9 protein-coding genes are annotated in these 14,570 nt (G+C 32.5%); 8 read left to right on the top strand and 1 reads right to left on the bottom strand.

Annotated elements, in window-relative coordinates; all coding sequences use genetic code 11:
- The first annotated feature begins 448 nt into the window (after window positions 1-448).
- From OZP15_RS11765 to OZP15_RS11735, 7 genes are all read left to right on the top strand, one after another.
- Complete coding sequence (locus tag OZP15_RS11765; RefSeq protein WP_281336187.1) at window positions 449-3,760, top strand: SusC/RagA family TonB-linked outer membrane protein; 3,312 nt, start codon at window positions 449-451, stop codon at window positions 3,758-3,760.
- 46 nt (window positions 3,761-3,806) lie between these two features.
- A complete protein-coding gene (locus OZP15_RS11760; protein ID WP_281336186.1) occupies window positions 3,807-5,615 on the top strand; it encodes a RagB/SusD family nutrient uptake outer membrane protein in 1,809 nt (602 codons plus the stop codon).
- 29 nt (window positions 5,616-5,644) lie between these two features.
- Entirely contained in the window at window positions 5,645-7,243 is a 1,599-nt protein-coding gene (locus tag OZP15_RS11755) for a DUF5123 domain-containing protein (RefSeq protein WP_269225604.1), read from the top strand.
- A 78-nt stretch (window positions 7,244-7,321) separates the two neighbouring features.
- The gene (locus OZP15_RS11750; protein WP_281336185.1) at window positions 7,322-8,803 is read left to right on the top strand and encodes a pectate lyase family protein; all 1,482 of its coding nucleotides are present in this window, start codon (window positions 7,322-7,324) and stop codon (window positions 8,801-8,803) included.
- Window positions 8,804-8,899: 96 nt separating this feature from the next.
- The gene (locus OZP15_RS11745) at window positions 8,900-9,832 is read left to right on the top strand and encodes a pectinesterase family protein (RefSeq protein ID WP_269225601.1); all 933 of its coding nucleotides are present in this window, start codon (window positions 8,900-8,902) and stop codon (window positions 9,830-9,832) included.
- A gap of 138 nt (window positions 9,833-9,970) precedes the next feature.
- Window positions 9,971-10,735 carry an SDR family NAD(P)-dependent oxidoreductase gene (locus tag OZP15_RS11740; protein WP_269225600.1) on the top strand — a complete coding sequence of 255 codons (765 nt, stop codon included), beginning with the start codon at window positions 9,971-9,973 and terminating at the stop codon, window positions 10,733-10,735.
- Window positions 10,736-10,764: 29 nt separating this feature from the next.
- Window positions 10,765-11,619 carry a fumarylacetoacetate hydrolase family protein gene (locus tag OZP15_RS11735; protein ID WP_281336184.1) on the top strand — a complete coding sequence of 285 codons (855 nt, stop codon included), beginning with the start codon at window positions 10,765-10,767 and terminating at the stop codon, window positions 11,617-11,619.
- Window positions 11,620-11,771: 152 nt separating this feature from the next.
- Here the strand turns inward: OZP15_RS11735 and OZP15_RS11730 are convergent, their stop codons facing one another.
- Complete coding sequence (locus tag OZP15_RS11730; RefSeq protein WP_281336183.1) at window positions 11,772-12,812, bottom strand: GntR family transcriptional regulator; 1,041 nt, start codon at window positions 12,810-12,812, stop codon at window positions 11,772-11,774.
- 690 nt (window positions 12,813-13,502) lie between these two features.
- Between OZP15_RS11730 and rhaT the strand changes: the two genes are divergently transcribed.
- Window positions 13,503-14,552, top strand: coding sequence for an L-rhamnose/proton symporter RhaT (gene rhaT / locus OZP15_RS11725; protein ID WP_269225599.1), 1,050 nt, complete (start codon window positions 13,503-13,505; stop codon window positions 14,550-14,552).
- Window positions 14,553-14,570: the final 18 nt, after the last annotated feature.

Raw genomic sequence — 14,570 nt, 5'->3', positions numbered from 1 at the left:
TTATTAAAATTTGGCTTGTTAATTCAGTTGAGAAATACATATTTAATATATTTATTTTTTTTGATTACTGTATTTATTGTTAGTTTTTTAAATTAAATTGATTTTTTATTTCATTTTTTTTTAGAATTATTGAATTAGTTTTTTACATTTGTGCAATCGATTACATATTTATTACCTTTTTTTTAAGTTAATTTTATGATAATTGCTACCTAATCTGTTCTGTTCTGTATAGTGTTCTGTAATGTGATTTTGAGTTTATATGACTTACTGAACTAGTTAAATAAAATAATATTAAAAAGAAATAAAGAGTAACTGTATAAATGGCAACTCATAAAATATAGAAGATAAAATTAACCAATAACCATTAACCAAATTACTAATTACTAAAAACCAAATTATGATTTTAAAATGTTTGTTTAAAAAAACAGTAAAAAGTTTTTTTATGATTATGTTCTTACTCCACTTGTTTGTGAGTAATGAAGCCCGAGCCCAAAGCGGAACGACCGTGAGTGGAGTCGTTAAAGATGAAACTGGTTTTCCATTACCAGGAGTAAATGTGATTGAAAAAGGAACCAAAAATGGAGCTGGTACCAACATGGATGGTAAGTTTAGCTTGAAACTAACTTCGGCTAATTCGGTATTAGTTTTTAGTTTTTTAGGTTACGAAAACTCAACTGTTTCTGTAGGTGGTAAGACTGTTATTAATGTGTCTTTAAAACCAAGTTCAGAATCGCTTAATGAGGTTAAGATTGTTTCTTTTGGTTATGGAACCATTAAAAGAGAGAATTTAACGGGTGCAGTATCTTCTATTGGTGCCAAGGAATTGAGTAAGATTCCTGTGACTAATGTAGCTGAAGCTTTAGCAGGAAGACTTGCGGGTGTAAGTGTTCAATCAGTTGACGGAGCTCCTGGATCTGATATTGTAATCCGTGTGAGAGGAGGAGGGTCTATAACTCAAGATAACGCTCCTTTATATGTAGTTGATGGTTTTATAGTAGCCAATTTGAATGATATTCCTCCTGGCGACATTCAAAGTATTGATGTTTTAAAGGATGCGGCTACTACAGCAATTTATGGTTCTCAAGGAGCTAATGGTGTTGTTATTGTTACTACTAAAAACCCTAAAGCAGGTAAAACTACAGTTAATTTTAATCAATACATGCAAATTGGAACTTTACCTAAAGATAGAAAATATGATGTATTGTCACCGTATGAGTATGTTATGATGCAATATGAAAAAGCAAGGATTACTTCACAAAATGATGTGGATAACTTTGAACGATTTTTTGGGAAATATGATGATTTAGAGTTGTATAAGTCAAAACCAGCAACTGACTGGCAGGATGATGTGTTGGGAAGACCTGTTAATTCTTATTATACCAACTTAAGTATTTCTGGAGGTAGTGAGACCACAAAATTTAGTTTAAGTTATTCTGCAAATAAGGATGAAGGTTTGATGATTGGATCTGGACAAAAGAGAGATGTAATCAATTTTAAAATGAATCATGAAATTTCAAAAAAATTAAAATTAGATGTTGGTGCTAGAATTTCAAATAGAATAGTTGATGGCGCAGGTTCTTCAGGAAAAGCCTCGGTAAGAATAAAAAATATTCTTACTGCAAGACCAACCAATGGTATCGCTGATGAATTGGAATTTGATGATTCTGCTTTGATTGACGATGATCTTTATGAGCAATTTTTATTGACTTTAGTAGATCCTAAAAAATTAACTGAACAAGATTGGAGAAAGAGAACTTTTAAAAGCTATGTGTTAAATGCTGGTGTTACTTGGAATGTATTAAGCAACTTGACGGCTAAATCAACTCTTAATTACGGTACTGATTATAATGAGAGTCTTAGGTTTTATGGTCCTTTGACTAGTGAGTCTGTTCAGAATGGTAACGGAGTGCCAATAGGTATTAAAGATGATGAACAAAAGAGTTCATATAGATTTTCTAATACATTGAATTATGATTTTAAAAATCTAGGAAAACATGAATTAGGGCTTATGTTAGGTCATGAAGTTCGATCTCAAGGAGGAAAAGAGCAACATGTAAGATCAGAGGATTTTAGAGAGACTATGACTCCAAAGGAATTGTTTGCTAATATGGTTTTAGGTACAACTGTAGAGCATTCTACATTTGATAAAATTGATGAAAATTGGTATTCATTATTTGCTAAAGGAACTTATGCTTTTGATGATAAATATTTATTAACTGCCACAATTCGTCGTGATGCTTCAAGTAAATTTTTAGGAGCAAATAACATTGCTTACTTTCCTGCTTTTTCTATGGGTTGGAAAATTACAAGCGAGCCATGGATGAAAGATTCTAAAGTGTTCAATGAATTAAAATTGAGATTTGGTTATGGAGATGTAGGAAATGATAAAATTCCTGCAGGTGCTAATAAGTTATTGTTTGTAGCAAATACTACTAGAGGGCCAGGTTTTGGTGATAATATTAATGATGCTTTTTATAATGTATCTGGATCTGTTTTATATAACCCTGAATTGATTTGGGAAACCACAACTACTCGAAATTTAGGTTTGGATTTTAGATTATTTAATTCAGTAATTAATGGTAATTTAGATGTATATAGAAATACAACTAGAAACTTGTTATTACAAGCAGCAATATCTCCACAGGTTGGATTTAGTTCACAGTATAAAAATATTGGAGCAACTTCAAACAAAGGAATTGAGTTGGCTTTGAATGCTAACTTACTACAAGGAAAAGATTATAGTTTAGGATTAACTATGAATTTTGGTGTTAATAGAACAAGTATAGATGAACTCGATGGTACTACTGAACGTTTTTTTCAATCGAATTGGGCTAGTACTGATTTGAGAGATAGAGATGATTATTATTTAAAAGTTGGTAAATCAGTAGGTTTAATTTATGGTTATGTGAACGATGGTATGTACACTGTGGATGATTTTACTCAAGCGACCCCAACTAGTACCCCAGTGCTTAAATCAGGTATAGTAAGCAGTTCAGCAGTTACTGGTGCACCTACAAGGCCTGGTACTATGAAGCTAAAAGATTTACCAACTGTATTGGTTGTCGATGGTGATGGAAATCCTGTTTTGGACGCTAATGGGAATAGACAATATGTTGGAGATGGAGTTATCAATACTAACGATCGTCAAGTTATTGGAAACGCATTACCAAAAGCCCAAGGAGGATTTGGTATAAACGGAACTTTTAAAGGGTTTGATATCTCTGCCTTTTTTAACTGGTCTTATGGAAATGATGTATATAATACAGGGAAAGTTGATTACAATCAATTGTATCGTACAACTTACGGAAATATGTTAAATACTATGAACTCTGCTAACAGATTTACCTACATTGATACTGATGGCTCTATAACAGGAGTTGCAGGTGGACTTGTTACTGATTTAGCTCAATTAGGAGAAATGAACAAAAACAAAACAATATGGAGTGGTAGTAATTCTTTTGGAGCAGCAACTGCTGTAGTTTCTGATTGGGCTGTTGAAGATGGTTCTTACATTAGATTAAACAATGTAACAATTGGTTATACACTTCCAATGAAAGATTTCAAGAAATCAATCATTTCAAATGTGCGTTTTTATGTAACAGGAACTAATCTAGCATTATGGACTAAATATTCAGGTTATGATCCAGATGTAAATTCTAATAGGAGTGATGATGCTTTTTCAGCTTTGACTCCAGGTTTAGATTATTCATCTTATCCAAGAAGTAGAACTTATACTTTTGGTGTAAATGTTGCTTTCTAATAAAAAAGTAATTCAAATAAAATAAAATAACTGAAAAAATAGTATTATGAATAATTTTATAAAAAAAACAGTAATCGTCTTAATGGCATTCAGTTTGAATAGCTGTTCCGATTTTTTAGACCCTACATCATTATCTACTTATGATACCAATTATATATTTTCTAATTTAGAGGATGCTAGAAAAGCGACAAATTCAATTTATGCTCATTTTGGACAAGATGCCTTTAGATCTAGACTGTCATCTAATATGCAAGGAAATACAGATATTGAAGCTAATGGAGCTCTAACCAATACTGGAGCACGTTATGAGTTATGGGGTTTAAGAGCAGGGGAAGGTAATGCCGATACAAAAGTAGTTTGGGAAGTTGCCTATAGAGCTATTAGAGATTGTAATATTGTAATTGACGGTATTCGTATAAGTAAAGGGTATAATTCAGCAGATGTTGAATTAAAAGCAGGATTGGATCAATTGTTAGGAGAAGCTTACACAATCAGAGCTTATTGGTATAGTATGCTTATTTTTACTTTTGGAGACGTTCCGTTTATGGTAAAAGCACCTGTCGCAGGGGATGAATTTAACTTGCCTAAAGAAGATAGAAATGTAGTGCTTTCGGCTGTAATTCAAGATATGATTGATATTGAATCAAAGATGCAATGGGCAGAATCTGTGCCTAATGGAGTTGAGCAAGTTAATAGAGAATTTACTTTAGGAATGATTGCTAGGTTAGCACTGCAAAGAGGAGGGTATTCGTTATATCCTGATTTAACTCAAAAAAGACCTTCTGATTATTTAGATTATTACGCAATTGCAAGAGATTATTCTAATAAATTAATGACTTTAAAAGACAGACAGTTGCCAACTGATTTTGCACAAATCTTCAGAAATGAAGTAGAATTTATTGTGCCAACAGGAGCAGCAGCAGCAGCTAGTGATGTTTTATTTGAAGTTCCATTCGCGATTGGAGAAGGAGATGTTGCTTGGAATATAGGAATAACTGTTCAAGGTGGTCAATATGGTACAGGTAGTAATTATATGAACATCCCAGCGACTTATTATTATTCATTTGATTTTAAAGATAAAAGGAGAGATGTAACTTGTGCATTGTACTACAGAGATGTTAATTACAAACAACAAATAGTTGGTGTTGGTGGAATATCACAAGGAAAATGGAGTAGAGAATGGTTAAAAACACCTCCTGGTCCAGGAACTTCTAAAGGTACTGGTATCAACTGGCCAATGATGCGTTATGCTGATGTATTATTGATGTATGCAGAATCTGTTAATGAGATAAATGGCACACCTACTGCTGAAGCCAAAGAAGCATTAGCTAGAGTAAGAAGAAGAGCCTTTGATTCTGCATTATGGCCTACAAAAGTAGATCAATATATTACTACTGTTTCTGAAACTAAGACAACCTTTTTTGAAGCTATTGTAAATGAAAGAGCATGGGAATTTGGTGGAGAGTTAACTCGTAAATCAGAATTGATTCGATGGAATTTGTATGAGAAAAAAATCAAAGAAACGGTTGATGGTTTGCATAAATTAGCTGATGATGCTTTTTACGGTTTAAGTGATTTGCCAGATTATATATGGGCAAAAAATAATGCTGATGGGACATTAACAATTTTGAATCGTGATTACAAGCAAGTAGCTGCTCCTGCAGATCCAGGATATTCTAGATACTCTTGGTTACTTAATTTAAAGAAAACATCAGATCCAACTACTTATAACCCATTTATTGAACAGTATTTTTCTCCATATAAATTCCCTGTTAAATATGTCTCTCCTATACCGGCTGTAGGAATCACTAATAGTTTAGGAGTATTGAAAAATGATGGTTACGGATTCAATTAATAGTTTTAGTCAATTAAAAAAAATAAATAATGAAAAATATAAATATATTTAAGACATTACTGCTATTAGTAGGTGTTTTATTCTTGTATTCATGTTCGCAAGAAACTTTTCCTGAAACAAGACTTTTTAGACCTGTTTTGAATAAAGACTTGAGTAGTATAAATAACACTATTATAGTCGATATGGGTAAAATGAAGTCTGCTGTGTATTATAAAATAGAAATTAGTAGAGATACATTTAAAACCATTTTAAAATCGGTTGATACTCCTCAAAACAAGTATGTATTTGACGGTTTATTGTGGAATACTTTATACCAAGTTCGTGCCACTGCCATTGCAGAGACCCCAGAATTTGATAGTAGAATTTCTGATTTTGGAGGTGTGAAAACGGTAGTTTTTCCTTCTAATTTACAGCCTGTTACAGATGCAGATTTAATCGATACAGCGGTTAAGGTTAGATGGAATTTCGATGCCAGTCAGACCGTTACTGAAATTAAAGTATTTGAGGGGGCAGATGAGTTTTTGTTAACTCCTATTGCTTCTCATCCTGTTTCTTCTGCAGAAGATTTAGCTGGAGTAAAAATTATTAATGGTTTGACACCAGGTACCAAATATCAAATTGCTATATTCAGTAATGGAGTGATTAAAGGTTGGAATCTTTATGCCACTAAACCTGCAATTCCTCTGGATCCAAATTCTATAGATTTGAGAAACACGAACGATCCTACAATTTTGATTCCTACGATGATAGCTGCTGCTCCAGGTAGTACAATAATTTTGGATGGTAATTTTACTTATAACGCTACTGGATATGCCTTTGATAAATCACTTAAAATTGTGAGTGGTCTTAGTTTTAATCCAGCAGGCGCAACAATTAATGTTACTAAAGAATTTAGTTTTGTTACTGGATCAAATGTTGATTCTGTGATTTTTGATGGTGTTACATTAACAGGAACTACTGGAGGATATTTATTCAATCAATCTACAGATGTTACAATTGGAACCTTAAAATTTAATAATTCAAGGATTAATACATTTAGGGGAATTGCACGTTTTAGATCTGGAATGAAAGGTACTTTAGGTAACTATGAATTTAATAATTGTATTGTGAGTAATATTTTAGATTATACTTGTTTTGCCAATGAATCAGCCACTTTCAATTATTTAAATGTTTTAGTAACGAATTCAACTTTTTATAAAATAAGAAGGTTTTTAACAAATAGAAGTACTGCAAATACAGAAAGCATCATTGTCAAAGATTGTACTTTCAGTGAGGTTGTGGGTGTAGGAGCTAATTATTTCTTTGATTTTACTGCAAATGTTACAAATGGTGTTTCTTTTACAAATGTGATTTTAGGTAGAGCTTGGGATTTTGCAAATGCAAATGCTGGTTATGATAGTTATTTTACAAAAGCAGGTCAGTTGGCTACTACAAACTTTACATTTCAAAATACTCATCAAACATCAGATGCAGTATATTTAGTCCCAACTCCATCTCCAATCAATTTTAAATATACTAAAACAATAACAGATTTGTGGAAAGATCCTTTACAAGGAGATTTTAATTTTAAAGATTCTGGTTTTCAAGGTGTGAAAACGGCTGGTGATCCACGTTGGAGACTCAAATAATTTAAATAAAAAAAAATAATATTTTATAAAGGCACATCTTAATCCATGTGCCTTTTTTTGATAAAATAATTTAAGAAGATGAAACATACAAAAATTTTAGGAATAGCTTTTTTGGCATTCCAACTACAAGCGTGCAGCAAAAGCGAAAGCGATACAGCGGTGATAGTTCCAAAACCAGAACCCGTTGTTGAAAAACCAATCAAAGTGCAAGAGGATGCTTTTGCTTTTCCTGGAGCACAAGGATTTGGACAATCTACCACAGGTGGTCGCGGTGGTAAATTGCTATTTGTAACCAATTTGAACGATGCTGGAACAGGAAGTTTAAGAGCTGCTATAGAAGCTACAGGTAGTAGAATTGTGGTTTTCAAAGTATCGGGAAATATCAGTTTGAAATCAACTCTCAAAATATCAAATCCTGATATTACCATCGCAGGACAATCAGCTCCTGGTGACGGAATTTGTATCAAAGATTATCCAGTTTCTGTTCAAACGAGTAATGTTATTATACGTTATATCCGTTTCAGAATGGGAGATTTAGCCCAGCAAGAAGCAGATGCTCTAGGAGGAAGATTCAACAGAAATATTATTGTAGATCATTGCTCGATGAGTTGGTCATCAGACGAATGTGTTTCTTTTTATGCCAATGAAAATACAACTTTGCAATGGTCTATCATTTCAGAATCTTTGAAAACATCGGTTCACGTAAAAGGTGCTCATGGATATGGTGGCGTTTGGGGAGGTAAAAATGCTTCATTTCACCACAATTTATTAGCGCATCACGATAGTAGAAATCCAAGATTAGGCGAAGAAGCAGGAAAAGCTTTTGCATTGACTGATTTGGTCGATTTAAGAAATAATGTTATCTATAATTGGTCAGGGAATAGTTGTTACGGTGGAGAAGCAATGAATGTGAATATTGTAAATTGTTACTATAAACCAGGTCCTGCAACAGGAAAAACCGATAGAATTATTTCTATCGATAAAAATAAAAACGTTGGAACAGAAGTTTATAATATTTGGGGTAAATTCTATATCAATGGCAATTTTGTAGAAGGAAGTCCAATTGTTTCTAATAATAATTGGGATTATGGTGTGTATAATCAGTTTCATTCTAGTTATGGAGTCGTTTCTGATGCTGATAAAAAGAATATGAAATTAGATACTCCTCTTGATATTAAAGGAAATGTTACGACTCATACCGCAGCTATTGCTTATGAAAGAGTACTAAAATATGTGGGAGCAAATTTGGTTAGAGATGCTGTAGATACGAGAATATTGGACAATGTAAAAAACAAAACCTATTCATTCGAAGGATCTAATGGTGGAACAAAAGGAATGATCGACTCACAAAATGACGTTGGAGGTTGGCCAGATTTAAAATCGACAACCCCTCCAGTAGATACAGACAATGACGGAATGCCAGACGCTTGGGAAATTGAGAAAAAATTAAACCCAAATTTAGCCAATCCTAACGGTAGAGATTTGAGTTCCGCTTATGATAATATTGAAGTATATCTAAACAGTATCGTAAAAGAAGTGAATGCTGGGCAGTACGATTAATTTGAAACAAACTATCTATAAATGAAATTTAAAATAAAAAAAAATTGCCTTGGAGTACTTTCTCTAATTATATTTAATTGTTTTACACTTGCAGCAATGAATAGTTCTAAAACAATTGCCAAAAAACACGATATTGTTGTTGATGCCAAAGGTTCTGGAGATTTCAAGACGGTTCAAGAAGCAATTAATTCAGTGCCGCTTTTGAAGAAAAAAGAAACCAAGATTTACATCAAAAATGGAATCTATAAAGAGAAAATAGCGATACCAATAGACAAAATAAATATCACTTTTATTGGAGAAGATAAAGACAAAACGATACTCACTTATGATGATTTTGCATCCAAAAAGAATGCTGAAGGAACAAATATCGGAACATCAGGTTCTTATAGTTTTGCCATTGATGGCGATTATTTTAAAGCCGAAAACATCACTTTTGAAAATTCTTCAGGACCAGTCGGTCAAGCTGTTGCAGTACGAATAGATGGCGATAAAGTAGCTTTTACTAATTGCAGATTTTTAGGATTTCAAGACACACTGTACACCCGCGGAGACAAAAGTAGGCAGTATTATAAGAATTGTTATATCGAAGGCACAACCGATTTTATTTTTGGTGCTTCAACAGCTGTATTTGATAGTTGTGAGTTGTTTTCAAAACTAGGTAGTTCTTATGTTACGGCAGCTTCTACGCCTGTGAACATTGCTTATGGCTATGTTTTTTTGAATTGTAAGCTCACTAGTGATGCACCTAAAGAAAGTGTATATTTAGGAAGACCTTGGCGTAATTATGCCAAAACGGTTTTTATTAATTGCGAAATAGGAGAGCATATCAATCCTCAAGGATGGTCTAACTGGGGAAAAAAAGACGCAGAATCCACTACGTTTTACGCAGAATATGAATCTACTGGAAAAGGAGGAGATTTATCAAATCGAGTAACTTGGTCGCATAGTCTAACGGCTCAACAAGTAAAATCAGATTATACCATAAGTAAAATATTGAGTGGTTGGCAACCAAATTCAAAGAAAGAATAGATTTTATCTCGAAGAATTCTTTTTGATACATTTAAAAGCTTTGTTAAAAATGCCTAATCCAGATATTATTTCTTTGGATTAGGCATTTTGTTTTGTTGTAATTGTTATTTTTACACTTCAAAATATACTCATATAATTATGTTATCATTACAAAATAAAAAAGCTGTCGTAACTGGTGGCGGTAGCGGAATCGGAAAGGCAATTGCCTCTTTATTTGCTAAACAAGGTGCAGAAGTTCATATTATAGAATTGACTCAAGAAAGCGCCAAAGAGGCTGTATCCGAAATCAGTGCTGCTGGAGGAAAAGTTTTTTCACATGCTTGCAATGTCGCAAACCAACAAGAAGTTTTAGCAACATTTGAAAAAATTGGCAATATCAATATTTTGATTAATAATGCTGGAATTGCTCACGTAGGGAAAGTAGAAACTACTCCCGAAGCTGATTTTGATCGAGTAATGAGCGTCAATGTAAAAGGAGTTTACAACTGCTTGTATGCTGCGATTCCACAATTACGACTTTCGGGTGGCGGTGTTATCGTCAATATGGCATCTATTGCCGTTTGGGTAGGATTGTCCGATCGATTTGCTTATTCAACTGCCAAAGGTGCAGTAATGTCAATGACTTTATCCATTGCTAAAGATTATATTAATGAAAATATTCGTTGCAATTCGATGTCGCCAGCCAGAGTGCACACCCCTTTCGTGGATGGATTTATTGCCAAAAATTATCCAGACAATCAAGAAGAAATGTTTGATAAATTATCCAAATCACAACCTATTGGACGTATGGGAAAACCAGAAGAAGTAGCCGCTTTGGCCTTGTTTTTATGCAGTGACGAAGCTGGTTTTATTACGGGTTGCGATTATCCTATCGACGGAGGATTTATCAAATTGAATAGTTAAATAAATAGAAATAAATTAAAAATAGAAATATGAAACTAATACGTTTTGGAGAAGCTGGAAAAGAAAAACCAGGAATTTTAATTGAAGAAAAAAGATATGATGTTTCTTCGATTGTAACAGATTATAACGAAGCTTTTTTTGAAGATAATGGATTAGAAAAATTAAAAAAAGCTATAGAAAGTAATACTTCATTTCCGGAAGTAGCTGATTCTGTTCGTTTGGGTTCTCCAGTAGCTAGACCTTCAAAAATTATTTGTATTGGATTAAATTATGTAGATCACTGTGTTGAAACTGGTGCTGCAATTCCAACAGAGCCTATTATTTTCTTTAAATCAACAACTGCTTTGTGTGGTCCCAATGATGATGTAATAATTCCAAAAAACAGCGACAAAACCGATTGGGAAATCGAATTGGCCTTTATAGTTGGAAAAAAAGCCAGTTATGTTGATGAAGCTGACGCTATGGATTATGTAGCAGGTTATTGTTTGCACAACGATTACAGCGAAAGAGGTTTTCAGTTGGAACGTGGCGGACAATGGGCAAAAGGAAAAGGTTGCGATACCTTTGCACCACTTGGTCCCTTCATGGCGACAACAGACGAAATTGCCGATGTCGATAATTTATCGATGTGGTTGACGGTGAATGGTAAAACATACCAAAACAGTAACACTTTGAATTTAGTGTTCAAAATTCCTTATTTGGTGCATTATTTAAGCCAATTTATGACTTTGCTTCCAGGTGATATAATTAGTACAGGAACCCCTCCAGGTGTTGGATTGGGAATAAAACCAAATCCAGTTTATATCCAAGCAGGTGATGTAATCGAATTAGGAATGGAAGGATTAGGTTCAAGCAAACAACTAGCTGTAGCTTACCAAAAATAATTTTCTTATGTCTAATCTTTGTCAAAGTTGAATAACTTTGACAAAGATTTTTTCATAATCATTAATTACAATTAATAATACATTTTTAGTATTCAATCGGCACCTTGCGATCCTAATTCGTAATTTTTAATTCGTAATTGATATTTAAGAGATTAAATAGAGTTTCTATCAATTAGATTAAAAGGAACTTTCGTCTTGCCTTTTTCGCCATTAAGGATCATTCGGGCAGCCGTTTCTCCCATTACTTTGAAATCGGTAGAAATTACAGTGATACCTAATAATTCTTTAAGAGGAGTATCGTTATAAGATATGATACCTATTTCTTTTCCTAAAACAAACTCATCGTCTCTGATTTGTTTGACTAAATTTACCAAATCCGATTCTTCGATGGTAATAAATAAATCTCCTTTTTTCAAAACCATATCCGGATAAACATGGTTAAGGATTTCAAAAGTTAAGGCATTCTCTACACAAAATTTTTTAAATCCTTGTAAAATTCGTCTTGGATAAGGATAAATTGCATTTTCTGGGTAAACTAAAATTAATTTTTGGTATTTTATTATTTTAGGTAAACCTTCCGTCAAAGCATTGTAAATATCATTTTCAAAATCTTGATATACTTCAATGATTTCGCCGTCCATTCCTAGTTTGATGTTATCCATTATAACTAGCTTTTCTTTAGGAATGCTTTTTATAGCTTTGGCAACATCATCAGTAAAACTAATATGTTTTAAATTGTCGGTTTTAAAATGAGGAGTTATAACGTAATAGTCATAAGCTCCTTTGTATTTATCTATTAAGTTTAAAAATAAAGATTCGTCACAATGGTAAATGTGTAAATCAGTATGAGAATTGGCTCCAATTCGATTTACAAAAGCATTGAAAGTCGCCATTTTGTAGGAACTTAATTTATTAAATAAAAACAAAATATTGACTTTAGAAATCAATTTGGTTCTAGTAATATAATACCCTTTTCCTTTTATGGAAGAAATTACTTTTCTTTCCTTTAATATATTGTATGCTTTTTCTACCGTATCTCTTGACATGTAGAATTCCTCACTTAAAATATTGATAGAAGGAATTTTTTGGTCAATTTTAAGATTACCATTTGATATATTAAAAATAATAGAATCCACAATTTGTTGGTACTTAGGTACTCGTGAATCTTCGTCAATAGTAATAAACTTAATCATATTTATATTTTAATAAATTATATCCATTTGCTATTATGGAAATTTATATTTCACATTTTTGTTGCTAATTCTTTTCAGATAAATACAACATAATCAAATTATTTTTTGGTAATAAATTGGCTTTTTGAAAAATGAATACAATTAGTGAAATCGATTACGCAAATATAAATATTAAAATAAAAAGGATGCTATTAAAATGAAATTATAATATTGTTTTCCGATGAAAAGTATAAAAAAAATGCGAAAATGTTTTGTTATTTCGTTTTAGCAAGAAATACTTGTTTTTTTTAAAATTGATTTTGATAAAACTAAAATAGTTTTGCAACTAAAAGAGTGTAAATATGTAACAAAAAAAAGTACTGTTGTTAAAATAGATTGTTGGTTAAATAGTTGAAAATTTTGAGTAAAATAGAAAGAGATATTCTGATTTTCTTTTCTTTTTTTAATACTGTTTTTAACAATAATGCGTTCTATATTACTTAATAACAAGAGTTTTTGTGCAATTCAATTTTTCGGATTTTATTTTTACAATATTAAAAAAGACATTAAATATTCAATATAATTTTCATTAGATGATTTAGTTCTTGAGGGAATTAGCTATTCTTGTAAAGGATAGTACAGGATAGTTTTGTTTTGCATATTGATTTATTTTACAATACTATTATAACTAACCATAAAATACACTATTAGATGCAAGCATTATTAGGAATTATTTTTCACTCAATCGGAGGTTTTTCTTCTGGAAGTTTTTACATGCCTTACAAAAAGGTAAAAGGATGGGCTTGGGAAAGCTATTGGATTATTGGTGGATTTTTCTCTTGGTTGATTGTACCCCCAATTGCCGCTTATTTGACCATTCCAAATTTTGTTGAAATTATCAGCGGTGCTGATTCAACTGTAAAAGCAGTTACCTATTCTATGGGATTGATTTGGGGAATTGGTGGACTTACTTATGGTTTAGGCGTTCGTTATTTAGGAATGTCATTAGGAAATTCGATAACATTAGGTTTTTGTTCGGCATTCGGAGCATTAGTACCTTCAATTTATTATAATTTTTATCCAGTTGAAGGCAAAACGTCTTTCACCGATATGTTGCAGAATACAGGCGGGCAAATGGTTTTGTTGGGTGTTGTAGTTTGCTTGTTAGGGATTGCTTTTTCAGGAAAAGCAGGTATGCTTAAAGAAAAAGATTTTGCAGTAGGGCATGAAGATAAAGATAAAGATTTTAGTCTTGTAAAAGGACTAATTATTGCCATCGTATCAGGTATTTTGAGTTCATTCTTCAACTTCGGAATTGAAGCAGGAAAATCAATGGCTGATGAGGCAGTGGCTCAAGGATTTAATCCTTTATTTCAAAATAATGTCACCTATATTGTAATACTTTGGGGCGGATTGACAATCAACTTTATTTGGTGTATGTATCTTAACTTCAAAAACAAAACTTTTGGAGATTATACAAATAAACAAACGCCTATAAGTAAAAATATTATGTTTTCGGCATTGGCAGGAACCATGTGGTTTTTACAATTCTTCTTCTACGGAATGGGAGAAAGTAAATTAGGAAACGGAGCCAGTTCATGGATTTTACACATGGCGACAATTATTTTAACGGCAAACTTTTGGGGATTTTATTTGAAAGAATGGACTGGTGTTTCCAAGAAAACTTTCAATACATTCCTTTTAGGAATCGGACTTATTCTTGCCTCTATCGTAATAGTGGGAATCGGAAATTCACTTTAATAAATTAATAAAATAATA

This window comes from Flavobacterium eburneipallidum, assembly GCF_027111355.2.
GTDB classification, from domain to species: domain Bacteria; phylum Bacteroidota; class Bacteroidia; order Flavobacteriales; family Flavobacteriaceae; genus Flavobacterium; species Flavobacterium eburneipallidum.
This window is presented reverse-complemented; position numbering and strand designations above follow the sequence as displayed.

Coding starts and splice junctions, on each gene's coding strand:
- OZP15_RS11760 (WP_281336186.1), top strand. CDS start 3,807: ATGAATAATTTTATAAAAAAAACAGTAATCGTCTTAATGGCATTCAGT.
- OZP15_RS11745 (WP_269225601.1), top strand. CDS start 8,900: ATGAATAGTTCTAAAACAATTGCCAAAAAACACGATATTGTTGTTGAT.
- OZP15_RS11740 (WP_269225600.1), top strand. CDS start 9,971: ATGTTATCATTACAAAATAAAAAAGCTGTCGTAACTGGTGGCGGTAGC.
- rhaT (WP_269225599.1), top strand. CDS start 13,503: ATGCAAGCATTATTAGGAATTATTTTTCACTCAATCGGAGGTTTTTCT.
- OZP15_RS11765 (WP_281336187.1), top strand. CDS start 449: ATGTTCTTACTCCACTTGTTTGTGAGTAATGAAGCCCGAGCCCAAAGC.
- OZP15_RS11750 (WP_281336185.1), top strand. CDS start 7,322: ATGAAACATACAAAAATTTTAGGAATAGCTTTTTTGGCATTCCAACTA.
- OZP15_RS11755 (WP_269225604.1), top strand. CDS start 5,645: ATGAAAAATATAAATATATTTAAGACATTACTGCTATTAGTAGGTGTT.
- OZP15_RS11735 (WP_281336184.1), top strand. CDS start 10,765: ATGAAACTAATACGTTTTGGAGAAGCTGGAAAAGAAAAACCAGGAATT.
- OZP15_RS11730 (WP_281336183.1), bottom strand. CDS start 12,812: ATGATTAAGTTTATTACTATTGACGAAGATTCACGAGTACCTAAGTAC.